Source organism: Neobacillus sp. BF23-41 (genome assembly GCF_041106275.1).
Map to the genome: position 1 here is coordinate 241,135 of NZ_JBGBPR010000005.1, position 23,473 is coordinate 264,607.

The following is a 23,473-nucleotide window of genomic DNA, read 5'->3' on the forward strand; positions in this document are numbered from 1 at the left end:
CGGATATCAATTTGTCAGTCACCCAAAACAAACAAATTCTTACCCCATCCCTTCTTCTACCGATACATTACAGGGTAGGGAAGTTCATCCAAATCAGCTTCCTCACGTTCATTTTCCAATAAAGCAATTTCCTCTTTTTCTGGTGCTGTAAAGACAAACATCATCAAAAGGTCAATGGCTTTGTGATAGGGATTGCTGCTAGGAAGATTATTTATAAGCCTATGGATTGCATAGGACAAACGACGCCTAAGTCTAATAAAATTCTCTTCCTCTGGTGCCACTGCCAAGAGCTCTAATAGCATCGGGATATAATCAGCCAATTCCTTCCCTTCGTATTCAAAGCCACCTTCACAGATGAGCTTCTGTAATTTAATCAAGGCGGCGCCACGCTTTCGACTGTCACCCAGCTCATGTGCGGTTAAATAAAGACTCGTTTTTTCCTTATAATCAAATGTTTCCACATAAAGTTCTTGGAGTTTCTTTTGCCCCATTTCAAATAATGGGTCAATCCCATCCAAAATTTCCTTCCGATGCGTTTCTATATGAATCTGTTCATTGACGAATTTTTCAATTATCGGGCGCTCTTCAAAAAAATCATCATTTGGATATTCCAAAATCCGGGACAGGATGACTAACAGGGCGGAGGATTCATTCGTCATTGACTTTCACTTCTTTCATATGGATATGTCGTCATTCCTTCAGCTGGTGCTATATCTTCAATGCTGCAGGACCCTTGCTTATAATGTAAATCATCATCCATTTCACGACGTCCCGTTGGAATAACAAATCGCTCATTATATTTCGCAACCGCAAGTAACCGAGCCATCTCTTCCAGTTCCTCTGGTGATGTTTTCGCTTCTTCCAAAAGCTTGCTGACCTTCAGCTTATCGGCCCCACCCACCGTTTTTTCACGCATATGAACGCGCATCGCTGCCATTTTTAATAGGACCCTGCGGATTACATCTGTATCGTCTGCAGCTAACAATGACGCTAAGTACTCCATTGGAATTCTCATTTGATCAACCGCTGGTATATAACCATCCGCACTTAACTCATTTTCATTGGTAATATGATTCATGATAGGGCTAAGCGGCGGTACATACCAAACCATTGGTAATGTCCGATACTCTGGATGTAACGGCAAGGCGATTTTCCACTTCATCGCCATTTTATAGATTGGCGATTGCTGTGCACTTTCAATCCAGCTATGATTGATCCCTTGTTTTTCTGCTTCCTCAATCACATCGGGGTCAAACGGATCTAAAAAGACAGAAAGCTGTGCTTCATACAATTCCTTTGGATCCTCAACAGAGGCTGCCTCCTTTACCCTATCTGCATCGTATAACACAACGCCAATGTAGCGAATACGTCCAACACAGGTTTCTGAACAAATCGTTGGAAGTCCTGCCTCCGTCCTTGGATAACAGAAATTACATTTTTCCGCTTTATGGGTATTCCAATTGTAATACACCTTATGATAAGGACAGCCATTCTGGCAGAAACGCCAACCCCGGCAGGCATCCTGGTCCACAAGCACAATTCCATCCTCATCCCTTTTATATAAAGCACCGGTAGGACACGAGGCCACACAAGATGGATTAAGACAATGCTCACAAATTCTTGGCAAGTACATCATGAATGTCTTTTCATATTCCATCGCAATATGTTCCTGAATCTTTTGTACATTCGGATCCATGGGAACCACTGCACTGCCGCCTGCCAGATCATCATCCCAGTTGGGACCCCATTCAGGCTTATCAATATACTTACCCGTGATCATTGACTTCGGACGGGCCACCGGTAAATGTTCCTTCTTTGGACTATTGTGTAAATGTTGAAAGTCATAGGTCCATGGCTCGTAAAAATCGTCTATTTCGGCCATATTGGGATTATAAAAAATATTAGCCAGCTTCGAGACAGGTCCCCCTGCTCTTAAATGTAATTTTCCATTTCGCATGACCCAGCCGCCCTTGTAACGGTCGGTATTTTCCCATTCTTTGGGGTAACCGGGTCCCGGACGTGTCTCTACATTGTTATACCAGACATATTCCATCCCTGGGCGGTTTGTCCAGACATTTTTACATGTAACAGAACAAGTATGACAGCCAATACATTTATCAAGGTGCATGACCATTGCCACTTGTGCTTTAATTTTCAAGCCAATCGACCTCCTTTAATGGTCGGACAATCGTTAAAGTATCCCGCTGGCTTCCTGTTGGTCCATAATAATTAAATCCGTAGCTCAGTTGTGAATACCCGCCAATCATATGGGTGGCTTTCGGATAAATTCTCGTGACACTGTTATGTGTTCCGCCGCGGGTTTTATTAATCGTATTACCCGGCACTCCCATCGTTCGGTCCTGGGCATGGTGCATATAAACAGCCCCGCGCGGCATCCGGTACGTTAGAACGGCCCTTGCCACAACGACACCATTACGGTTATAGAGCTCAATCCAATCATTATCCTTTATGCCAATTTCGGCCCCATCCTGTTCATTCATCCAGACGACCTGCCAGCCACGGAACAACTGAATCATATTGGTTGTATCCGTAAACATGGTATGAATGCCCCACTTTTGATGAGGGGTCATATAACGAAGCGTAATCGATTTTCCACTATTTTCAAATTCCTTTTCACCCTTAATAAACGGTCCTTTCGAAATTGGTGGGATGTATAGGGGAAGACCCTCACCATAATCTAGCATTACCTCATGATCCAGATAGAAGCTTTGACGTCCTGTCAGTGTATGCCATGGAATATGGTATTCCTTATTCACCGTAAAGGGCGAATAGCGGCGGTTATCATTCTCAAGGCCGCTCCAAACAGGTGTCGATATCGCCTGACGCGGTTGGATCGTTAATGCATCGAGCGTATAATCCTCTTCTTCGCGCCCTTCCGAAATATGAGCAAGTTTCTTACCCGTTTTTTCCTCCATCGATTTCCAGCCTTCTACCGCACGTTTCCCGTTTGTAGCACCAGACATAAGGAGGATAGCATTAATCGCCTTTTTATCAGAATATAAATCAGGATAACCCTTTCCTATCCCTTCATGCTTGGACGGTCCGAGCCGACTGAGTAATTCCTTATAAACCTTATCGCCTGGAATCCGAACACCCTTTGTCCCGTAGCCGTTCTTAATATTTGGCCCGACCGTGATCCACATATCATAGACATGAGGATAATCCCGTTTCAAAATCGTGAAGTTAGGCATGGTTTTACCTGGAATTGCCTCCACTTCACCCTTCCGCCAGTCTTTGACTTTTCCAAATGGCTGAGCAATTTCATTAATCGTGTCGTGGGCAAGCGGTGACATGATCAGGTCTTCTTGGGCCGGAAGATGCTCCTTAGCAAGCTCTGAAAAAACCTTTGCTATTTCTCTGAAGGCATCCCAATCGCTCCGTGTATCCCATGGCGGGTTAATCGCTGCATTAAATGGATGCACGAATGGATGCAGATCCGTGCTGCTGATATCATGTTTTTCATACCAAGTCGCAGCAGGCAAAATAATATCAGAGAAAAGTCCTGAGCTTGTCATCCGGAAATCCATACTCACGAAAAGGTCAGTTTTCCCTTCCGGCGGCTTTTCAGAAATATTCACATCTTTTGGCTGCCAGGAGTTTTCAACATCCGATAGGACCGAATCCGTGGAACCTATTAAATGCTTGACAAAGTATTCATGACCCTTCCCACTGTCGCCGAGTAGATTCGATCGCCAGTTAAAAAACACACGCGGAAAATTACGCGGGTCATTAGGATTTTCTATCGCAAAATCAAGCTTACCTTCTTTTAGCTGCTTGGCTACATCTTCAATGAGAGCATGATCGTTAAGCGTCCGTGACCGTGCCTCTTTCATGACCTCTAATGAATTTTGCGAAAGCTGTGGAAAGCTTGGCAGCCAGCCAAGACGTGCTGACATGGCATTAAAATCAGCAGGATGCATTTTGGCATATTGACTTCCCCAGTCAGTTTGTGAATCATCAATATCATATTCATAGCGGAATTGTTCCGTTGCAAAGTAAAAGAAGGAAGTGCCGTTCATGAAGCGTGGTGATTTGACCCAATCATTCGCAAACGCAATCTGTGAAAATCCTTCTAAGGGACGGACCTTTTCCTGGCCAACATAATGGGCCCAGCCGCCGCCATTTACCCCTTGCGAACCCGTTAATAAAACCAGATTCAAAATCGACCGGTAAATTTGATCACTATGGAACCAATGATTTGTGCCGCCGCCCATCGCAATCATAGATTTCCCTTGTGTCCGGGCAGCATTGTCAGCAAATTCTCTTGCCACCTGGATTACATGTGCCTTATTCACACCCGTAATACTTTCCTGCCACGCAGGTGTATAAGGCCTATTTGCGTCATTATAATCCGCTGGATAATCACCTGGAAGACCCCTGTTGATTCCGGTATGGGCAAGCATCAAATCATAGACGGTCGTAACAATTAGTTCGTTTCCAGATTGGTCCTTAATAAGCTTAACCGGCACACCACGTTCGCTTTTCCCGCCTTCTTTTTCAGCAAAATAAGGGAATTCAACCATTGCTACATCATCTTTTTCATTTAAAAAGCTAAGCAGAGGATTAATCTTTGAACCATCTTCCTCCGTCAAATCTAAATTCCACTTATTCCCTTCATCCCATCTAAACCCTTGACTGCCGTTAGGTATCGCAAAATTCTTAAGATTTTCATCCCAAACAACAGTTTTCCAATCCCCTAATTTATCTTCCTGGTCTGAAATATCGGATGCTCGTAAAAAACGATCGGAACGAAAGATGCCATTCTTTTTAGTTAACGTGACAAGGTAAGGTAAGTCAGTATATTGTTTTGCATATCCGCTAAAATAGGGTGTTTCTTTATCCACATAAAATTCCTTTAAAATAACATGCGTCATTGCCATCGCAAGGGCCCCATCAGTACCAGCTTTTGCCGGCAGCCACATATCTGCGAACTTATCATATTCCGCATAATCAGGACTTACACCGACTACTTTCGTACCGTTATAACGAGATTCAACCATAAAGTGGGCATCTGGCGTTCTTGTTTGTGGGATATTCGTTCCCCAAATGATGAAATACTTTGAATTATACCAATCTCCACTTTCAGGAACGTCCGTTTGATCCCCCCATACCTGAGGGGAAGCAGGAGGAAGATCGGCATACCAATCGTAAAAGCTTAGAATAGTCCCACCAATTAACGATAAGAATCTAGTTCCACCAGAATAACTAACCATTGACATCGCAGGAATGGGACTAAATCCAACAATTCGATCTGGTCCATATTTTTTGATCGTATAAATGCTCGATGCGGCAATCATTAGACAAACGTCTTTCCACGTTCCCCTGACAAAACCGCCTTTTCCACGAGCCTGCACATATTGTTCTCGTTTTTTTGGGTCGGTCACAATATTTTCCCAGGCTTCAACAGGGTTACTTGCCCGAGTAAGTTCGTCTTGCCATAATGCATACAAATCCCCGCGTACGTATGGGTACTTCACTCGAGTAGGACTATATGTATACCAGGAAAAGCTGGCTCCACGCGGACAGCCTCTCGGTTCATATTCTGGAAAATCATCACCTGTTGACGGATAATCCGTTTGCTGGGTTTCCCATGCGATAATGCCATCCTTCACATGAATTTTCCAGCTGCAGGAACCAGTACAGTTCACCCCATGTGTTGAACGCACAATTTTATCATGCTGCCAGCGACGTCGGTAGACCTCTTCCCAATCCCGAGGACGGGGATTCTCTTCTGTCCACCCGTCATTTATTCGTTCCCCGCGCACTAAATGTTTAAGAGAATGGAACAGGTTATTTTTTTTAGACTGCATCTACGTCACCCCTTCCTTTCAGGATCTCTCCTAATGGGTTAAATTCTTCGCCCAAAATTTTAAATGAGTTTTCCCCACTCTGAAACTCCTCCAAAAAGACATTCCAACTTGCCGCATTTGCTGCTGCAATAATAAGCCTTTGTAAGGTATTCATGTCGTCTATTTCATAGATTTTTTGAATAATTTCTCCAGATATTTCTCCAAAGCGCATCCTGAGTACTGCAATTAAATCCTCCCGATCATTGACAAGCAATGGATCCGTTTCAAATGAAAACAATGGTCTATTCAGCTCCTTCTATAATTTAATCATTTTATAGTAATCTGAAATTAACAGTGATTTACATTTCTCTGCCGTTTCTTCAAAAAAAAGAACCACATCTTTATCAGGGTTCTTCGCCTGGTCAAAGCTTACCTGTGTTGTAACAGACTGTGAAAAAGATTGAGAAAACCGTAAGGTGACATCAAATCCATTTTCGTTTTTTATCACAGTCCCATGGATATCGTAAGGGTGGATATGATAACTTGAAAATATGTCGGCCATTTGTTGATATAATGCTGGTGCGGCAAAACGTAATAACTTTTCATCTAGCGCCGGATTATTACTCATTTTCACCCTCATTTCCTTTATTGCCCAAATTTTCCTGCTTATTTTTCTTCGTGATTTAAAAGTTTATTCATTTCATCGTCATTATGGATTTGGTCTATGATGACAAGACTATCTAATAAGGTAATCATCAGTTGGTCTGGCTGATGTGACTGAAGCCTCTCTTTCATGTTTTCTACAATTCTACGCATAAGATCATGATCACGGGTTAATTGAATTACAGTGGATATCATATCTGGATTCTCATCGACAATATCCTTATAAAGTCCTTCCTCCTCCGCCTCAGCATGTTTCAAAGTTCGTGATTCCCAATGTTCAATTGCTACTTCTATCACCTGAAATGCTTTTTCCTTTTCACCATCTTCCAGACATTTCTGAAATAAATCTCTTAACTCTACTGCCTCATTAAGTGCTGCTTCGTGGATCGACGAATGTGCATCTGGTTTTCTTAAACTTGGTCCTGACAAAGTCACTTCACCCCTTTATTGTCGAATGATATTATTTAACTAAAAATGGAAATCATTATAATCTTTTCCATAAAACACATCAATAAACTTTAGTAATTGAGGGTTATATAAAAAAAGATGTCAGGCACTTGATGAAAGAATTGATATTATACCCATCTATTTGTTATAATGAGGTGGTTGTAACATTATTGAGGAGGAACATTTTTTTATGTCAATCGAGGTAGGTACTAAGGTACAAGGTAAAGTAACAGGCATCACTAGTTTTGGGGCATTCGTAGAATTGCCTGGTGGCACAACAGGGTTAGTCCATATCAGTGAGGTAGCGGACAGCTATGTTAAAGACGTTAATGACCATCTTAAAGTTGGCGACCTAATTGAAGTAAAAGTAATTAGTGAGAAGGACGGAAAGACTGCCTTGTCCATCAAAAAAGCTATAGATAAGCCCGAAGGACAAACCTCGTCTTATTCCCAACGTCCACCACGTCAGGGAAGAGTAGATAGCCGTTCTAAAGATTTCCGTTCAAAAGGCGGCAGCACTTTTAAACCTAAAGAAAATTTTGAAGACAAAATGGCTAAATTTTTAAAGGCTAGTGAAGAGAACTTATCCACCTTAAAACGCAGCACTGAAACAAAACGGGGCGGCAGAGGCGGAAGACGCGGATAACTGTATCGTTTTTAATACAACATTATATAGCGAAAGGCAAACGTGTTTTAGGCATGTTTGCCTTTTTTATATGCAGATTAAAAATTCCATCTGAGTTAAAAGACAAAAGAGACAGGGATTTTCATTCCCTGTCTCTTTTGGTTAATTGATTAATTGTGAAAATTGGTACCGTCAGTTGTAGCTTCGATCACACCGGCTCGAATCACAAAATCACCAAAATGTTCGCCATTTTCCCGTTCTTTTGCATAGCGAGGAAGCAGCTCTTGCAGTTCGTTTAATATATCTTCTTCTCCTATGTTCTCACGGTACATTTTACTTAGACGGCTGCCGTCATGGGCGGCACCAAGATACATATTGTATTTGCCAGGTGCTTTCCCAATAAAGCCAATTTCCCCAAGAGCATGACGGGCACAGCCATTCGGACAACCGGTCATTCGGATAGTAATCTCTTTTTCGCTCAGACCATTTTCTTCAACAATGGTTTCGATTTTACTGATTAAAGATGGTAAATACCGCTCTGCTTCCGCCATCGCCAAACCACAGGTTGGAAGTGCAACGCAAACCATTGAACTGCGGCGCAGGGCTGAAGCATGTTTGCCATCAGTTAAACCATATTGTTCAATCAAATCATTAATTTTTTTCTTATTCTGCGTGGACACATTGGCTATAATTACGTTTTGATTTCCTGTTAAGTGGAAATCACCGGTATGAATTTTGGCGATTTCACGCAAGCCAGTCTTCAACTTGTAATCATCAAAGTCTGCGACACGGCCGCCTTCAATAAATAGTGTTAAATGCCATTGACCTTTTACGCCCTTTACCCAGCCATAACGGTCACCGTTATGGTCAAAATGGTAAGGCTTTGCTTCATCTAATGTCCAGCCAAGACGATGTTCCAATTCAGCCTTAACGGTTTCAAGGCCAAGTCTGTCTACAGTGTACTTGAAACGAGCGTTTTTGCGGACAGAACGGTTACCGTAGTCTCGTTGAATCGTAATCGTTTTTTCAGCTATTTCATACAATTGATCTGGTTTACAGAAGCCAATGACTTTAGCAAGCTGCGGATAGGTTGCTTTGTCTCCGTGCGACATCCCCATCCCGCCGCCAATCGCTACGTTGAAACCGATAAGCTTTTCATCTTCTACAATCGCAATAAAGCCTAGATCCTGTGAAAAGATGTCAATATCATTTCCAGGCGGCACGGCAATTCCGATTTTGAACTTCCTCGGTAAGTAAAGCGGACCGTACATTGGTTCGACTTCGTCGATTTCCGGAGTCCCGGCTACTTTTTCTTCATCCAGCCAAATTTCATGATACGCTCTTGTCCGGGGTAATAAATCATTGCTTAATTTTTTTGACCATTCATAAACTTCGGCATGAAGTTCAGATTGGTATGGATTTGATGAACACATGACGTTACGGTTTACGTCGCCGCAAGCAGCAATCGTATCCATTAGCGCGTTATGGATTCCCTGAATGGTGCTTTTCATGTTCCATTTTAAAATCCCATGCATTTGGAATGTTTCACGAGTAGTCAGCTTTAATGTGCCATTACCATATTTATCTGCAAGCTCATCCAAAACAAGCCATTGATCCGGTGAGGCAACCCCGCCTGGGAGGCGAACACGCAGCATAAATTGGTATGCTGGTTCAAGTTTCTGCTTTTGACGCTCATTCCTGAGGTCCCGGTCATCCTGCAAGTAACTACCGTGATGTTTCATCAGACGGTTATCATCATCCGGTATACCTGCGCTAATCCGATCGAGCATTACTTCTTTAAGAGTTCCGCGCAAATAATTACTTCTTTCTTTAATACCTTCTACATCACTTGGCGGGCCATCCGGCGCTTTTAAAATTTGATTTACCATGTTGAAACTCCTTTCCAATCCAAATCAGTATACATCACGCTGATAACGTTTTTGCTGCTGCATCTCGGCTAAATATTCTTCAGCTTTTTCACGGTTCAAGCCGCCTTCTTTTTCAATAATCTCAATTAACGTGTTATGAACATCATGTGCCATGTGTTTTTCGTCACCGCAGATATAGAGGTGAGCACCTTCTTGAAGCCACTTAAATACCTCTTGACTTTGTTCCAACATGCGGTGCTGCACATATACTTTTTGATCCGTGTCTCGTGAAAATGCGACATCCATTTTTGTAAGTATGCCGTTTTCCAGCCACTTTTGCCATTCTGTTTGATAAAGAAAATCCGTTACGAAATGTTGGTCTCCAAAGAACATCCATGATTTACCTGTTGCTCCGGTTTCTTCACGTTCTTGCATAAAGGAACGAAACGGTGCTGCACCTGTCCCCGGACCTACCATGATGATTGGGGCATCCGCGTTCTTTGGCAGCTTAAAGTTTTCGTTTTGTTGAATATATACTGGCACTGTTTCACCTGGCTGCAGACGTTCCGCTGCTAGAATGGAACAAACGCCTTTTCGTTCACGTCCATGTGCCTCATAGCGGACCGCACCGATCGTCAAATGGACTTCATCAGGATTTGCCGATAAACTGCTCGCGATAGAATAAAGACGGGACGGCATCTTTCGAAGAATTGAGACAAACTCTTGCGTTGAGCCAATCCATGGTGTAAAATCACGGACCAAATCAAGCAAATCACGTCCATCAATGTACGTTTTTAATTTATCTTCATTCCCCGCTGATAGAAGTTCCTTTATTTTCTCATTGGCAGAAAGCGATGCTGCCTTCTCAAAAAGCGGTTTGGTTAAGGTCGTTATTTCAAAGTGTGAGAGGAGCGCGTCGTTAAGTGAAAGCACCTCACCCTTTTTATTGACTGTCACCTTCTGTTCCGGATCCCAGTTCATTTCGTCTAGCAGTAATTTAACAAGGGCGGGATCATTTTCCGGATAAATACCAAGACTATCCCCTGGTTCAAAGGTAAGTCCAGAACCTTCGAGTGATAACTCGAGGTGACGTGTTTCTTTATTCGAGCCGCGGCCGTTCAAATTTATATTTTCAAGGACTTCTGCTTTAAACGGATTGGTTCTTGAATACGTTGATTCAACTAGTTGTGATGCTAATTCTTTTTCAGGTATTGGACTGACTCCAACGGCTTCATTTAGGCTGATAAGGACACCTGCCAGCCATTCAGCTGCAGGCTCATCATAATCAAGGTCACAGTCAAAGCGAGGATATAGCCTTGTTCCTCCAAGTTCCCCCAGCCGGGCATCAAAGTCTTTTCCCGTTTGACAGAAAAACTCATACGAGCTGTCTCCAAGCGCCAATACGGCGAAGCGGAGATTATCAAGCTTCGGAGCCCGCTTTCCTATTAGAAATTCGTGAAATGACAGCGCGTTGTCAGGGGGCGTACCTTCTCCATGAGTACTTGTGACAATCAGCAGGTTTTGGATCTTCTTTAAATTGTTTGGTTTAAAATCGCTCATTGACTGAATCGTTACTTGAAAGCCTTCTCCCTCAAGCTTTTTGCCCGCCTTCTTAGCAAGGCCCTGAGCGTTACCTGTTTGTGAACCAAAAAGGATGGTCACATCTTTTGAAATAGTTGGGGCGGTGTTCCCTGCAGGACCATCTGCCACCTGAATATTTCCTGAACCCGGAATCGAAGCAAATTGGGCTGCTGCCAAAAAACCGCTCAGCCAGACTTTTTGTGATTCTGTCAAGGTAGGCAGAATGCGGTTGAGGAGCTCTGCCTGCTCCTGATTAAAAGGACTGTTCAATACTTGAAGTTGCACCAAAATCCACCTCACAAAGGATTATTAACTTACAGTGATCATTTATTTATCATGACTAGTTTCAACAATCTTACAATACATACTTTTCAGTCAAAAAATGATTAATATAATAATAGTTTTACTATTCCTATAAGTCAAGTCGGTTTTAACGATTTAAACGATTAAAATCAGATTATTTCATTTTTTTATTAAAATATTTTATTGAATATTGCCATATTTATAACAATGGCGCAAGGTAGGAGTCCACCGGGACATTTTCCAATTTAGGGTGTTGTCCTGTGCACACTACTCATTGCGCCGGATGCAGGAAATGCTATCGATTCCTTTTGTTTCGGTTACGCAAAAACGTCGGAATGTCGAGCGATTCCTCTGATTCCTGCCCATATTGATCGTTAACATGAATAGGTTCTTCATGTCTCACTTGCTCACGTCGGGTTGGGGCTTGTATTTGTGATTTTGATTGTGGTTCCTTATTTGAAAGGGTAGACGGTTTGCTTCGTACCGGTTTATCATCGAAACCAGTAGCAATGACCGTGATCATAATTTCATTTTTAAAATTTTCATTGATAATTGAACCAAAAATCATATTTAGTTCCTTATCTGCTGCAGAAGCAACAAGGTCGGCTGCTTCTTGCACCTCATAAAGACTTAAATCTTTACCACCTGTGATGTTCATGAGTATCCCTTGGGCACCGTCAATCGACGTTTCTAATAATGGACTAGAAATAGCTTTTTTTGCTGCTTCAACCGCGCGGTCATCCCCTTTTGCAACCCCTATGCCCATTAAGGCTGTCCCTTGATTACTCATGATCGTTTTAACGTCTGCAAAATCCAGATTAATTAATCCTGGGACAGCAATTAAATCGGAAATACCTTGAACCCCCTGGCGAAGTACATTATCTGCCTCCCGGAACGCTTCAATCATCGGTGTTCTTTTGTCAACAATTTGCAATAATCGATCGTTAGGAACAATAATTAAGGTGTCAACCGCTTCCCTCATTAATTCAATACCGTTTGATGCATTTTGGGCACGTTTACGTCCCTCAAATCCAAACGGACGAGTAACGACACCGATAGTCAATGCACCAATTTCGCGTGAAATTTCAGCAATCGCAGGAGCAGCACCGGTTCCCGTACCACCACCCATTCCGGCGGTAACGAACACCATGTCTGCTCCTTTTAATACATCTTCCAACTGCCTTCTGCTTTCTTCAACTGCTTTCCTGCCTACTTCTGGATTAGCACCTGCCCCTAAACCTCTTGTCAATTGTGCACCAATTTGCATTTTTATCTCAGCTTTTGATAGGTTAAGAGCTTGTGCATCAGTATTCACTGCAATAAATTCGACCCCTTGAACTCCACCTTCAATCATACGATTGACAGCATTATTCCCTCCGCCGCCAACACCAATTACTTTAATTCTTGCAACTTGATCTATATTCATGTCAAAATCCCACATATTCTTCCTCCTCATCATGCCTTTATTTAATTGCCTCACTATTCAAAAAAATAATCGTAGACTTATGATCTAATTGAAGATTTTAATGATCTAGTAGTAGAGATTGTTGAATGGTTAACTTTACAACTAATCTTTTTGAGTATGTATAATTTTTGCTTATTGATATTTTACCAAAATAATGGAGGATTTAATATAGAAAGGTGACACTTGAATTAGATTATTTTGTAGAAAAATGTAGAAATATTTAACATAAATGCAAAATTTATAAAACGTGCAGATAAAGTAGTTCTTTTGATATACAACCAACGATATATAAAGAGAAACCCGGTAATAGGATAGCAATATCAAATATATATTAGTTTGCTAGCACTATGATACAACGCGCTATCATGTTAGACATAAAAACAGCACACCTTTGTTAGGTGTGCTTGAGAGTCTAGTATGTACATTTATAGTGCTGGAGCTTCCATCCCCATTTGACTCCATTCGTTTCTTGATGGGCCATACACTCCAGGGACATTTAATCCAGCTTGGCGCATTAAGACTGTCATTTGACCGCGGTGATGAATGATGTGTTTGATTAAAAGAGAAAGTGTTACTGCTTTTTGCATATCCATCCCGAACACATTTTTCATTTCTTTTAAGGATTCATCTGTCCACTGCTGCTTCACAGCGTCCATTGTGTCTGCACTAACCTTTCGAAAGGTCTCAGCGATTTCCTTGGCAGTGGATGGGACTGTATTGGAGTTTTCTACATTTTCAACCTTTACACCGAACTCGTTTAGCATTTCAGGTGTACTTGTTACAACATGCCAGGCAATTCTTCCTAATGTACGGTCCTCAGGTGATACCGCTTGTTGAAGAGATTCATCTGTCAACACATCCAAAACCTTTTGAGTAGAGGCTGCTTCTTGATTCCAATCCTCAATAAATTCAGTTATAGAAGTATACATTAATCATTCCTCCATCTTTAAATAGTTTACAGTAAAAGTATATCATCGTTGGTATATCTAGCAAAATTTCCCACGATAAAATTTTTTTCTAATAGAATTCCTTAATACTCCTCTACAGTAGATATATTTGGTAAATTTCTATATTTTTGGGCATAGTCAATCCCATAACCAACAATGAATTCATCTGGGATCACAAAGCCAACATAATCCACGGGCAAATCAACTTTCCTTCTTTCAGGCTTATCTAAAAGAGTACAAATTCTAATTTGTTTCGGCTTATGTGTGTTTAAATGACCGCGCAAGAAATGCAATGTCAGGCCACTGTCAATAATATCCTCAACTACAACCACATTCTGATTGGTAATATTCGCATCAAGGTCCTTTAATAACCTTACTTTCCCCGTTGACTCGGTCTCGTCACCATAGCTAGAAACAGAGATGAAATCAATTTTTATTTCCCCCTTCATCTCACGAATCAAATCTGCTGCAAAAACAAACGACCCTTTCAGGACAACAATAAGGACAATTGCTTCATTATTAAAATCACTTTCAATTTGCTCTGCTAATTGTTTCACTCTGTCTTTAATCTCTGTCTCGGAAATCATCACATCTTTAATTCTGTACCCCACCAAATACACCCTCTCTTAAAAAATAAATGCCAATACGAAAAACCAATTAGTATGATTTTTCGTATTGGCAATGATTATTATACCCCTTTATAGGCTTGGCGGTAAATTTCAGCCAATTCTGTTACTAATGGAAGCTTAGGGTTTGCAGTGGTACATTGGTCTTCGAAGGCCCGGTCTGCTAAATAGTCAACCTTGCTTTCAAAATCGATTTTATTTATATTATTTGCTTCAAGGCTCATTGGAACTTCAAGTTCCTTCGCCAATTTAATAATGGCTTGAACGAGGCTCTCCACACCTTCCTCAGTAGTACTAGCAGGTAAACCTAGTATTCTAGCAATTTCAGCATATCGTTTGTCAGCTTTGAAATGATCATACTTTGGAAAGGCTGTGAATTTATTCGGTTTAGTTGCATTATAGCGAATGACATGCGGCATAAGCACAGCATTTGCCCGTCCGTGTGCGATATGGAATTCCGCTCCCAGCTTATGTGCAAGACTATGATTAATGCCTAAAAATGCATTTGCAAAGGCCATGCCGGCAATGGTTGAAGCATTATGGACCTTTTCGCGCGCTTCTTCATCCATACCGTTTTTGTAAGCTCTTGGCAGGTATTCAAATACGAGCTGGATTGCTTTTATTGCAAGGCCATCCGTGAAATCATTGGCCATACAGGATACAAATGCTTCAATCGCATGTGTCAACACGTCCAATCCTGTATCAGCAGTAATATGTTTAGGCACCGTCATCACAAACTGCGGATCGATAATGGCTACGTCTGGAGTCAATTCATAATCTGCGAGCGGATATTTAATATTTGCCTCTTTATCAGTAATCACCGAGAATGATGTTACTTCCGAGCCTGTTCCAGAAGTGGTAGGAATGGCTACAAATTGTGCCCTTTGGCCAAGATTCGGATATTTAACAATTCGTTTTCGAATATCTAAGAACTTTTGTTTCAAGCCAAAGAATTCTGTATCTGGATGTTCATAGAACAGCCACATTCCTTTGGCCGCATCCATTGCAGAGCCACCGCCAAGCGCAATGATAACATCTGGCTGGAAGTTAGCCATCATTTCTGCACCTTTCATCACTGTTTCAATCGATGGGTCTGGTTCAACCTCTGAAAAAATTTCGCAGTGAACATAATCCTGGCGCTTTCTTAAATAGTAAAGGACTTTATCCACATATCCTAATTTCACCATTCCAGGGTCGGTGACAATAAATGCTTTCGAAATTTTCGGCATTTTGGAAAGATATTGAGTTGAATTTTTCTCGAAATAAATTTTAGATGGAACTTTAAACCATTGCATATTAATATTCCTTTTCGCCACTTTTTTAATATTAATTAAGTGAGTAGTACCCACATTTGTAGAGACAGAATTCCCACCATACGTTCCACATCCGAGGGTTAAGGACGGCATGTAGGCATTGTAGATATCACCGATCGCACCTTGTGAAGATGGGGCGTTGACAATAATACGTCCCGCTCTCATCCGCAGTCCAAACTTCTTAATCACTGTTTGATCAGTGGTATGAATAACAGCTGAATGACCTAGGCCGCCGAACTCCAGCATTTCTTCGGCCCGTTTTAATCCTTCCTCAAGACCACTTACCTTGTAACAAGCAAGCACTGGGCTCAATTTTTCCCTTGAAAGTGGGTATCCTGGTCCGACACCTTTTAATTCTGCGATAAGGATCTTTGTATCATCAGGAACCTTTACTCCTGCTAACTGTGCAATCTTTGAAGCAGCCATCCCAACAATTACTGGATTAACAGCACAGGATTGCTCATTAATAACTAATTTTTCAACCTTCGCTTTTTCTTCTTCATTTAAAAAATAACAATTATTTGCTACCAATTCTTGTTTTACAGCGTCGTATATTTCTTTATCAATAATGACTGCTTGTTCGGAAGCGCAAATCATTCCATTATCAAACGTTTTTGATAAAATTAAGTCATTAACTGCCTGATGAAGATTGGCTGTTTTTTCAATATAACAAGGGACATTTCCTGGCCCAACTCCGAGTGCTGGCTTACCTGAACTGTAAGCAGATTTAACCATCCCCGCACCGCCAGTGGCAAGAATTAATGATATTTTTGAGTGGTTCATTAAGGCTTGTGTTGCTTCAAGCGACGGTGTTTCAATCCATTGAATGCAATTTTCTGGCGCACCCGCCTTGATTGCTGCATCTCTAAGCACCCTTGCCGCTTCACTGCTGCATTTCTGGGCCGATGGATGAAAGGCAAAAATAATTGGATTTCTGGTTTTAATTGAAATGAGTGCTTTAAACATGGTGGTCGACGTTGGATTGGTTACAGGTGTAACTCCAGCAATCACCCCGACCGGCTCCGCAATTTCAATCATTCCTTCATGTTCATTTTCGTTAATAATACCAACAGTTTTATCATATTTGATATTATGATAAACATATTCAGTAGCAAACATGTTTTTGATGATTTTATCTTCGTACACGCCTCTTCCTGTTTCTTCAACGGCTAGCTTTGCAAGTGGCATATGCTGATCAAGACCGGCCAAAGCCATTTCTTTGACAATATTATTAATCATGTCTTGGTCGAAGCTGCGGAATTCATTCAATGCTTCTAGTCCGTTCTCCACCAAAACGTTAACCATTTGTGTTACGGTTTGCTTTTCTTTAATTACCTTTTCTACTACTGCCATCTTAATACCTCCATTTGATTAAGTGTTTGTGAATTTTTTCACAAGTATTTTTAAAAAATAATACACAATCAAGCTGGTATTTTCTCTGGATGTCATGTATCATAATCTTTGTGAAAAACTTCACATATTTGATTAAAAATAATAATACTCTACTTGATTTTTACTCACAAACTGGATTGCGTGGAATCTTTTCAAATAAAATGTCAGTTAGAACTTTCGAATACTTTTTAACAATAACCACGTAATTTACGGTCCAGATATAGGCGGGGATTTCTTCATTTTCTTTAAAATACATTGCCTCAAATTCATCCCCAACTGCTTCTTCAAATACTTCTAGGGTATAAGTTTCAGAATCTGTAGAGAAGGTTTTCCATTCACATACTATCATGTCTTATCACTCCTTGTTTGTTTATGGATTTATCATAACATGTATTTTGAATAACGGTTTGTGAAGTGTTGAACAAAGTGTGAATTGTGATTAATTTTACTAAAAATAGTACTATATCCTTAGTTATCAATGGTTATGAATGATAATATTGGCATGTATATGGTGAAATACTATATTATCTGAAAACGGTTACATTTATTTTATTATATCAGAATAACATTTAATAAATGAAGTTATCGATTGTATATGTACGGTTATTGAAAACGAACAGTTAGTGACTGTAACATTATTTGAAAGAGGGTTACGGTCTGATCAGTGAGCCCTCTTTCTTATCGCAACCCCATGTGAAATCAGCTTTCGGTCATTAATGAGCCTACTACAACAATACAATCCCTCTTCGCTCTAATCATATTGCAACCTTTGAATTTAGCTCAGGTCTGCAATTGACAGGAACGTTAACCACTGTTATGAAAGATGTACTTGGTGAAGCCATTTATATTAAAACAGAGGGACCGTCTGCATTAGCATATGAAAGTAGTGAAATAAAAGGACACAGTAAAGAAACACATCATGATGGCTTTGGTTCTCCAATTGGAAAGCTTAAAAATACAGCTGCACCTCTTGAAGATTTGACAGATGAAGAGCTGAGCACGATTGATGTAGAGATTGGTCAAGAGAGTATATTGAATTTTGAGAGTGGAGTTCAAGTCAGTGGAATTCCAACTCAGTTCCTTCGGAAAGACGGCAAGGTAATCGTCATTTCGTTTACTAATTGTACGGTTACTTTAAATGGAGAAACGATGTTCCATCCTACTTGGGGTTCATATGATATGGCTGTAGGAGAAAAAATAACTTCTGTATTTGCAGGTGCAGCCGATTCTGAACAGTTCTTTTCCGATTTGGAAGAAGCAGAACAACCACCACTTGTTAAAGAAGAATTAACACCACTTGAACAACTGTATAGGAAAGTAAGAAGTTTACGTGAGAATGGTCATAATCCAAAAAAACTTGAGGAAGAACTATTAGATGTAATCAATATAAACAATACTTTAACAAGTGAATTTCATGAGGATTGGTTATTAAGAATTGAAATCCTAGAGCTATTAATAAAACATAATCTTTTACTAGAAAAACAAGAGTTTCTTTTAAATCAACTCGAAGAAATTAAGAAATTGAATGAGGAATACCCAGTTTTGATTCAAAGAGGACTAATGTTGGCATCAAAATAAGCAATGTGGTTTCAATGTATAAAGATCGTGCAATTTGTACCTTGTTTTAGGGTTAAACTAACATATACTGACTTGGAGGAGTGAGATTATGTTCTTGCAAGGGACCATTATTTCAGGTGAATTTGATTCAAGTATGAATGAATTTTCCTTACAGAAAGTTAAAAATTTCAACACAGAATCGGTCCTTAAAGAAAACCAAATAAATAATATCTATCATTATTTAAAAAAACATCAGCATGAAGAGGATGGGCAAATTATTACTTTATACGATCAAATGCTTGTACGCTTAGCACAGAATGAAGTTAACCAGTTAATTGTTGATTTAGAGAAAGTAATGTCCTTGTATCACTGATGCATATAAGAGTATTTTGTACGAACTAAAGAAGCAGACCCCACTGGATCTGCTTCGGTTTTATGATGGATTTGTTGACCATAATCCAGCTGTTTTAACGAATACTCTTGGATTAAATTTTAAACTAGCGACGACTAATTCTGCAAGGTCTTCTGGGTGCATCACGTTTTCTTCATTGCCTTTAACAAGATTTGTATCAATGGCTAAATCTGTAACGACCGTACTTGGTGTTAAAGCAGTAACACGGACATTATGTTTTCTTACTTCTAGCATAAGTGATTCTGTTAGCCCTAAAACAGCGAATTTAGAAGCACTGTAAGCACTTGTAACAGGAGCACCTTTTTGGCCGGCAGATGAAGAGATATTGATGATATCTCCTGATTTTCTTTCGATCATTCCTGGTAATACTGCTCTTGTTACATTATACACACCCATTAAATTGACTTGGATGATTTTTTCCCATTCTTCTGGTGTTAGATCAAGGAACCCACCAAATTTAGCAACACCAGCATTGTTGATTAGGATATCAATTGGGCCTAAGTCTGATTTGATATGTTCAACAGCATGGGTAACGGATTCAAGATCAGTCACATCTGCTGTTGCTGCAGAAACCTTTACATCAAATTGTGCTAGTTCAGCAGCTACCTTTTCTAGATTAGACATATTTAAGCCGATTAGGCCTAAATGAACGCCTTCTTTTGCTAAGGCGATAGCAGTAGCACGTCCAATGCCTCTTCCTGCGCCAGTAACTATTGCAGTTTTTCCATTTAAAGAAATCATTTTATCACTCCTAAAATTATTACAAATTGAAGTAGTTCATTCTAACAGAAAGACCGCAATCTTGCATGGAAACAGCTTGCGGTCTTTCCTATTTAGAACTCGAAGAATAATATATTTATTCTAAGTTGGCGTGTCTACCGTACATTTTATTGGTATCCAAACCTTTTTTCTCCATGAACCGAAGAATCACAGCGTCGTAAAATAGTAAAAGTGTTTGCTCAAATAATGAGCCCATTGGTTGAATCGTCTTAAAATCACTCTCCGACTGATCTTTAGGTGAGCCAGGCAACTTAATTGTGATATCCGCTAATTGTCCAATAGTGGACTCAGGGAAAATGGTTACAGCTGCAATCGTCCCACCGATGCTTTTTGCCTTCTCAGCCATGGAAACTAAACCTTTCGTTTCTCCTGAACCTGATCCAATGATTAAGATGTCATCTTTTTCAAAGTTAGGGGTTACTGTTTCGCCAATCACATAGGCATCTATCCCCATGTGCATCATTCGCATGGCGAATGATTTGGCCATAAATCCAGATCTACCTGCGCCTGCAACAAAGATTTTTTTTGATTCAAGAATCCCATTAACTAATTTTTCAGCTTCATCATTCGAAATTAAATCTACGGAGCTATTTAACTCTTTTATGATTTCAGCTAGGTATTGAGTTGTATTCATGATCTGAATTACCCTTGATTAATCATTTGTTGCATTTTGGCAGCAGCAGCTTTTTTATCAGCTTGTCCAGTAATCCCGCCACCTACAATGACAAGGTCTGGTTGTACTTTGATGACTTCTGGAAGTGTGTCTAACTTAATACCACCAGCGATTGCAGTTTTAGCATTTTTTACAACACCTTTGATGGTTTGTAAATCTTCAAAAGAGTTCTTTCCAACTGCTTGAAGATCGTAGCCAGTATGAACACAAATATAATCAACGCCCATAGCGTCCACTTCTTTTGCACGTCCAGCAAGGTCTTTTACAGCAATCATATCAACAAGGATTTTTTTACCTTGTTTTTTCGCTTCTTCAACAGCACCTTTGATTGACATATCTTCAGCAGTTCCAAGAATTGTGACGATATCTGCACCTGCTTCAGAAGCTTTCATCACTTCGTAACCAGCAGCATCCATAATTTTAAGGTCTGCTAAAACTTTTAAATTAGGGAATGCTTCTTTTACTGCCTTTACTGCATGGAGACCTTCATTGATAACAACAGGTGTTCCGATTTCAACGATATCAATATGTTCCTCCACTTCTTTTACCAACTGAATTGCTTCTGGGATATTGACTAAATCTAATGCTAATTGTAATTCCATCTATATTCACTCCTATAATTTTTTTATTGTTGTACAGTGATAATGTTCCCAAAGGGTAATAATACTTTTACAGTAATATTATCCTTATAGTGCATTATCTGTACCTGCCGCAATAAGGGATATCATGTTCTCTCGCTGAACAATTGCAAGTATACTACGTATATAACAACAATAAAAGTACGCACTTTTATTTTACATAGTGCTAAAAAGTATACTATAAGACAAACGGCTTATATAGTCTTACTATTAACTTTAAAAGAAACAATGCACCATTCCGCATGGCCTATTTTCTGTATAAGTTGCTTGATAATTGCCCAAATTGTCATTGTTGATGTTGTTTATAAAAATCTCTTATTAATAAAGACATTTCTAGCTGGGGGATTGAATGAATAAATTTTTTGATTATATTCTTTTAACAGTAGGAGCGGCTATTGTAGCAATGGGATTAGAAATGATATGAGCGCCAAATGGGCTGGTAGATGATGGGGTAACTGCCTTATCAATTATGGCAAATGCCATGTGGGGCTTCCAATATTTGCACCTTTTTTAGGTTTAAATATCCCTATCTTACTCTTTACAGCTAAAGAAGTCGGAAAAACATTTGTGATTAGGAAAAACATATTAGAGCCATTGGTTTAGTCCCAGAAATTCGATTAAACAGAGAAAATCCGTTTATTACCGAAAATGGGAACTATATTTTTGACTGCGAAATTTCTGAGCACGTTCAACCTGAGAGGTTAGAACGAATGCTTAACATGATACCGGGAGTAGTTGAAAATGGGTTATTTGTTGGCATGACTGACTTAGTTATCACTCTGGATCTAGAAAAAAATGTTGTCATGTTAAGAAAGTAATTTCATTTAGAGAGAGACTTTGGGTCCCTCTCTATTGTTTTATTAAATCTTTACTATGATTCTACCTCTTGCTTGTCCTTTTAAAATAGTAGGTAAGGTTTCAGGTAATTCTTCTAGTGTAATTTCTTTATTTACAGTTTCAGAAAGAGTAGAAGGTTTTAAATCGGTAGCCATTCGATTCCAAAGGTCTTGTCTAACATGCATTTGACAATAAACAGAATCGATTCCGAGAAGGTTTATGCCACGTAAAATAAAGGGAAATACAGTGGTTGGAACGCTACCTCCACCAGTTAAGCCACTCACCGCAACAGAACCATTGTTTTGGATTTTACTTAAGATGGATGCAAGTGTCTCTCCCCCTACTGGATCAACCGCCGCAGCCCAAATTTGTTTATCAAGGGGTTTAATTTTACCGTTAAAGACATCTTCACGAGAGATAATCTCTTTTGCACCAAGCTTATGTAAAAAGCTATACTCATAAATTTTACCCGTACTAGCGACAACTTCGTATCCTCTTTTTGAAAGCATCGAAACAGCTAAACTTCCTACCCCGCCAGTAGCTCCAGTGACAAGGACTTTGCCCTTTTCTGGCGATAAACCGTTATCTTCTAACCTTTGAATGGAGAGGGCTGCAGTAATACCTGCTGTCCCCAAAATCATTGATTCCATCAACGTTAAATTTTCAGGTAAAGGGACAATCCAATCACCAGGAATGCGGGCATATTCACTATAACCGCCATAATGGGATACCCCAATTTCATAGCTTGTTGCTATGATCTCATCTCCTTCGCGGAAGCGTGGATCTTGAGACGATACGACTACACCTGCTATATCAATACCTGGAATAAAGGGATAGGTTGTAACGATTTTCCCATTCGGAATACTTGCTAAACCATCTTTATAGTTTATAGCAGAATAAACAACTTTGATTAAAACATCACCTTGAGGTAACTCATTTAAGGTAATATTTTTGACTTGAACAGAAAAATCGTTTTCATTTTTATCAACCATCAATGCTTTAAATTGTTCCATCTTCTTTAACTCCTTTCTTGAACAGCAGAATAGAATTATATTTTCACTGCTAATATATAATGTATGGAAGGATATTACAAGTACAGACTTTTATTTTATATAGTGAAAAAAGTATACTGTGGGTTATAATAAATATGGAGGTGAAGTGAAATGTCGCGAATGCAGGATAAGATGTTTAATTGTGAAAAAGAATTAACTCTTTCCGTTATCGGTGGTAAATGGAAGATGCTTATACTATGGCATCTAGGAAAAGAGGGAACGAAGCGATTTGGTGAACTGAAAGCTCTTATGCCAGGGATCACGCAGAGAATGCTAGTTAATCAATTGCGAGAACTGGAAGAAGACTTGATTGTAAAACGCAAAGTCTATCCCGTGGTTCCTCCAAAAGTAGAATACTCCCTTACTGAACAAGGAAGAAGCTTGATGCCGATTCTCGATGCTATGTATAACTGGGGGAAAGATTATATGGAAACTGCTGGGTTGAATCCTTTAGTAAGACAAGAGTCGATTAGGTAAATTTTAA

The 23,473-nt window shown here is 39.9% G+C and carries 22 protein-coding genes and 1 pseudogene; 6 read left to right on the plus strand and 17 right to left on the minus strand.

Going from position 1 to position 23,473, the window contains the following annotated elements:
• Positions 1–56: 56 nt before the first annotated feature.
• From narJ to AB7942_RS11145, 6 genes are read right to left on the minus strand one after another with little or no spacing between them, the layout of a single operon-like run.
• Positions 57–659: a nitrate reductase molybdenum cofactor assembly chaperone gene (narJ, locus tag AB7942_RS11120; RefSeq protein WP_369446894.1), complete on the minus strand. Its 603-nt coding sequence runs from the start codon at positions 657–659 to the stop codon at positions 57–59.
• Positions 656–2,158, minus strand: a complete 1,503-nt coding sequence (gene narH / locus AB7942_RS11125; protein ID WP_369446895.1) for a nitrate reductase subunit beta — start codon at positions 2,156–2,158, stop codon at positions 656–658. Before narH ends, narJ begins: the two co-directional genes overlap by 4 nt.
• Entirely contained in the window at positions 2,148–5,831 is a 3,684-nt protein-coding gene (locus tag AB7942_RS11130; protein WP_369446896.1) for a nitrate reductase subunit alpha, read from the minus strand. The genes narH and AB7942_RS11130 overlap by 11 nt, the downstream gene beginning before the upstream one ends.
• Positions 5,821–6,108, minus strand: coding sequence for a hypothetical protein (locus AB7942_RS11135; protein WP_369446897.1), 288 nt, complete (start codon positions 6,106–6,108; stop codon positions 5,821–5,823). Before AB7942_RS11135 ends, AB7942_RS11130 begins: the two co-directional genes overlap by 11 nt.
• Before the next feature lie 18 nt (positions 6,109–6,126).
• Positions 6,127–6,438, minus strand: a complete 312-nt coding sequence (locus AB7942_RS11140) for a hypothetical protein (RefSeq protein WP_088087911.1) — start codon at positions 6,436–6,438, stop codon at positions 6,127–6,129.
• Positions 6,439–6,476: 38 nt separating this feature from the next.
• The gene (locus AB7942_RS11145) at positions 6,477–6,902 is read right to left on the minus strand and encodes a hemerythrin domain-containing protein (protein WP_369446898.1); all 426 of its coding nucleotides are present in this window, start codon (positions 6,900–6,902) and stop codon (positions 6,477–6,479) included.
• A gap of 208 nt (positions 6,903–7,110) precedes the next feature.
• Here AB7942_RS11145 and AB7942_RS11150 point away from each other — a divergent pair, with 208 nt between their 5' ends.
• Positions 7,111–7,566 carry a S1 domain-containing RNA-binding protein gene (locus AB7942_RS11150; RefSeq protein WP_066255074.1) on the plus strand — a complete coding sequence of 152 codons (456 nt, stop codon included), beginning with the start codon at positions 7,111–7,113 and terminating at the stop codon, positions 7,564–7,566.
• 149 nt (positions 7,567–7,715) lie between these two features.
• Here AB7942_RS11150 and cysI read toward each other — a convergent pair whose 3' ends face one another.
• The 7 genes from cysI to AB7942_RS11185 all read right to left on the minus strand — a co-directional run bounded on the left by cysI (position 7,716) and on the right by AB7942_RS11185 (position 17,389).
• Positions 7,716–9,434, minus strand: a complete 1,719-nt coding sequence (gene cysI / locus AB7942_RS11155) for an assimilatory sulfite reductase (NADPH) hemoprotein subunit (protein WP_369446899.1) — start codon at positions 9,432–9,434, stop codon at positions 7,716–7,718.
• A gap of 24 nt (positions 9,435–9,458) precedes the next feature.
• Positions 9,459–11,279 carry an assimilatory sulfite reductase (NADPH) flavoprotein subunit gene (locus AB7942_RS11160; RefSeq protein ID WP_369446900.1) on the minus strand — a complete coding sequence of 607 codons (1,821 nt, stop codon included), beginning with the start codon at positions 11,277–11,279 and terminating at the stop codon, positions 9,459–9,461.
• A 313-nt stretch (positions 11,280–11,592) separates the two neighbouring features.
• Entirely contained in the window at positions 11,593–12,738 is a 1,146-nt protein-coding gene (ftsZ, locus tag AB7942_RS11165) for a cell division protein FtsZ (protein WP_369446901.1), read from the minus strand.
• Between the two features lie 449 nt (positions 12,739–13,187).
• On the minus strand, positions 13,188–13,691 hold the full coding sequence (locus AB7942_RS11170) for a DinB family protein (protein WP_088087916.1): 504 nt from the start codon (positions 13,689–13,691) through the stop codon (positions 13,188–13,190).
• A 101-nt stretch (positions 13,692–13,792) separates the two neighbouring features.
• Positions 13,793–14,320 (minus strand): hypoxanthine phosphoribosyltransferase, encoded by a 528-nt coding sequence (gene hpt / locus AB7942_RS11175; protein ID WP_369446902.1) that lies wholly within the window; start codon positions 14,318–14,320, stop codon positions 13,793–13,795.
• A 77-nt stretch (positions 14,321–14,397) separates the two neighbouring features.
• Positions 14,398–17,001 (minus strand): bifunctional acetaldehyde-CoA/alcohol dehydrogenase, encoded by a 2,604-nt coding sequence (gene adhE / locus AB7942_RS11180; protein WP_369446903.1) that lies wholly within the window; start codon positions 16,999–17,001, stop codon positions 14,398–14,400.
• Between the two features lie 160 nt (positions 17,002–17,161).
• The gene (locus tag AB7942_RS11185) at positions 17,162–17,389 is read right to left on the minus strand and encodes a hypothetical protein (protein WP_369446904.1); all 228 of its coding nucleotides are present in this window, start codon (positions 17,387–17,389) and stop codon (positions 17,162–17,164) included.
• Positions 17,390–17,832: 443 nt separating this feature from the next.
• On the opposite strand from AB7942_RS11185, the gene AB7942_RS11190 reads away from it, so the two are divergent.
• Complete coding sequence (locus tag AB7942_RS11190) at positions 17,833–18,618, plus strand: hypothetical protein (RefSeq protein WP_369446905.1); 786 nt, start codon at positions 17,833–17,835, stop codon at positions 18,616–18,618.
• Between the two features lie 88 nt (positions 18,619–18,706).
• Positions 18,707–18,970, plus strand: coding sequence for a hypothetical protein (locus AB7942_RS11195; RefSeq protein ID WP_098933818.1), 264 nt, complete (start codon positions 18,707–18,709; stop codon positions 18,968–18,970).
• 60 nt (positions 18,971–19,030) lie between these two features.
• Here the strand turns inward: AB7942_RS11195 and AB7942_RS11200 are convergent, their stop codons facing one another.
• The 3 genes from AB7942_RS11200 to hxlA all read right to left on the minus strand — a co-directional run bounded on the left by AB7942_RS11200 (position 19,031) and on the right by hxlA (position 21,064).
• Positions 19,031–19,750 (minus strand): 3-ketoacyl-ACP reductase, encoded by a 720-nt coding sequence (locus AB7942_RS11200; RefSeq protein WP_026566628.1) that lies wholly within the window; start codon positions 19,748–19,750, stop codon positions 19,031–19,033.
• Positions 19,751–19,865: 115 nt separating this feature from the next.
• The gene (gene hxlB, locus AB7942_RS11205; RefSeq protein ID WP_369446906.1) at positions 19,866–20,423 is read right to left on the minus strand and encodes a 6-phospho-3-hexuloisomerase; all 558 of its coding nucleotides are present in this window, start codon (positions 20,421–20,423) and stop codon (positions 19,866–19,868) included.
• Between the two features lie 8 nt (positions 20,424–20,431).
• Positions 20,432–21,064, minus strand: a complete 633-nt coding sequence (hxlA, locus tag AB7942_RS11210) for a 3-hexulose-6-phosphate synthase (RefSeq protein ID WP_335530923.1) — start codon at positions 21,062–21,064, stop codon at positions 20,432–20,434.
• A gap of 385 nt (positions 21,065–21,449) precedes the next feature.
• Between hxlA and AB7942_RS11215 the strand changes: the two are divergent.
• Positions 21,450–21,676, plus strand: a pseudogene (locus AB7942_RS11215) (YitT family protein); the annotation flags it as partial.
• Positions 21,677–21,693: 17 nt separating this feature from the next.
• Positions 21,694–21,918 carry a ribose-5-phosphate isomerase A gene (locus AB7942_RS11220; RefSeq protein ID WP_369446958.1) on the plus strand — a complete coding sequence of 75 codons (225 nt, stop codon included), beginning with the start codon at positions 21,694–21,696 and terminating at the stop codon, positions 21,916–21,918.
• A gap of 42 nt (positions 21,919–21,960) precedes the next feature.
• Here AB7942_RS11220 and AB7942_RS11225 read toward each other — a convergent pair whose 3' ends face one another.
• On the minus strand, positions 21,961–22,950 hold the full coding sequence (locus AB7942_RS11225; protein ID WP_369446907.1) for an NADPH:quinone oxidoreductase family protein: 990 nt from the start codon (positions 22,948–22,950) through the stop codon (positions 21,961–21,963).
• A gap of 150 nt (positions 22,951–23,100) precedes the next feature.
• Here AB7942_RS11225 and hxlR point away from each other — a divergent pair, with 150 nt between their 5' ends.
• Positions 23,101–23,466 carry a transcriptional activator HxlR gene (gene hxlR, locus AB7942_RS11230; RefSeq protein ID WP_026566634.1) on the plus strand — a complete coding sequence of 122 codons (366 nt, stop codon included), beginning with the start codon at positions 23,101–23,103 and terminating at the stop codon, positions 23,464–23,466.
• Positions 23,467–23,473: the final 7 nt, after the last annotated feature.

Excerpts from the sequence above, each read along its gene's own strand:
- AB7942_RS11200 (WP_026566628.1), bottom strand. The coding sequence starts at position 19,750 with ATGATTTCTTTAAATGGAAAAACTGCAATAGTTACTGGCGCAGGAAGA.
- AB7942_RS11130 (WP_369446896.1), bottom strand. The coding sequence starts at position 5,831 with ATGCAGTCTAAAAAAAATAACCTGTTCCATTCTCTTAAACATTTAGTG.
- AB7942_RS11195 (WP_098933818.1), top strand. The coding sequence starts at position 18,707 with ATGTTCTTGCAAGGGACCATTATTTCAGGTGAATTTGATTCAAGTATG.
- AB7942_RS11140 (WP_088087911.1), bottom strand. The coding sequence starts at position 6,438 with ATGAGTAATAATCCGGCGCTAGATGAAAAGTTATTACGTTTTGCCGCA.
- AB7942_RS11225 (WP_369446907.1), bottom strand. The coding sequence starts at position 22,950 with ATGGAACAATTTAAAGCATTGATGGTTGATAAAAATGAAAACGATTTT.
- AB7942_RS11185 (WP_369446904.1), bottom strand. The coding sequence starts at position 17,389 with ATGATAGTATGTGAATGGAAAACCTTCTCTACAGATTCTGAAACTTAT.
- hxlA (WP_335530923.1), bottom strand. The coding sequence starts at position 21,064 with ATGGAATTACAATTAGCATTAGATTTAGTCAATATCCCAGAAGCAATT.
- AB7942_RS11150 (WP_066255074.1), top strand. The coding sequence starts at position 7,111 with ATGTCAATCGAGGTAGGTACTAAGGTACAAGGTAAAGTAACAGGCATC.
- cysI (WP_369446899.1), bottom strand. The coding sequence starts at position 9,434 with ATGGTAAATCAAATTTTAAAAGCGCCGGATGGCCCGCCAAGTGATGTA.
- hxlR (WP_026566634.1), top strand. The coding sequence starts at position 23,101 with ATGTCGCGAATGCAGGATAAGATGTTTAATTGTGAAAAAGAATTAACT.
- hxlB (WP_369446906.1), bottom strand. The coding sequence starts at position 20,423 with ATGAATACAACTCAATACCTAGCTGAAATCATAAAAGAGTTAAATAGC.
- AB7942_RS11170 (WP_088087916.1), bottom strand. The coding sequence starts at position 13,691 with ATGTATACTTCTATAACTGAATTTATTGAGGATTGGAATCAAGAAGCA.
- ftsZ (WP_369446901.1), bottom strand. The coding sequence starts at position 12,738 with ATGTGGGATTTTGACATGAATATAGATCAAGTTGCAAGAATTAAAGTA.
- adhE (WP_369446903.1), bottom strand. The coding sequence starts at position 17,001 with ATGGCAGTAGTAGAAAAGGTAATTAAAGAAAAGCAAACCGTAACACAA.
- narJ (WP_369446894.1), bottom strand. The coding sequence starts at position 659 with ATGACGAATGAATCCTCCGCCCTGTTAGTCATCCTGTCCCGGATTTTG.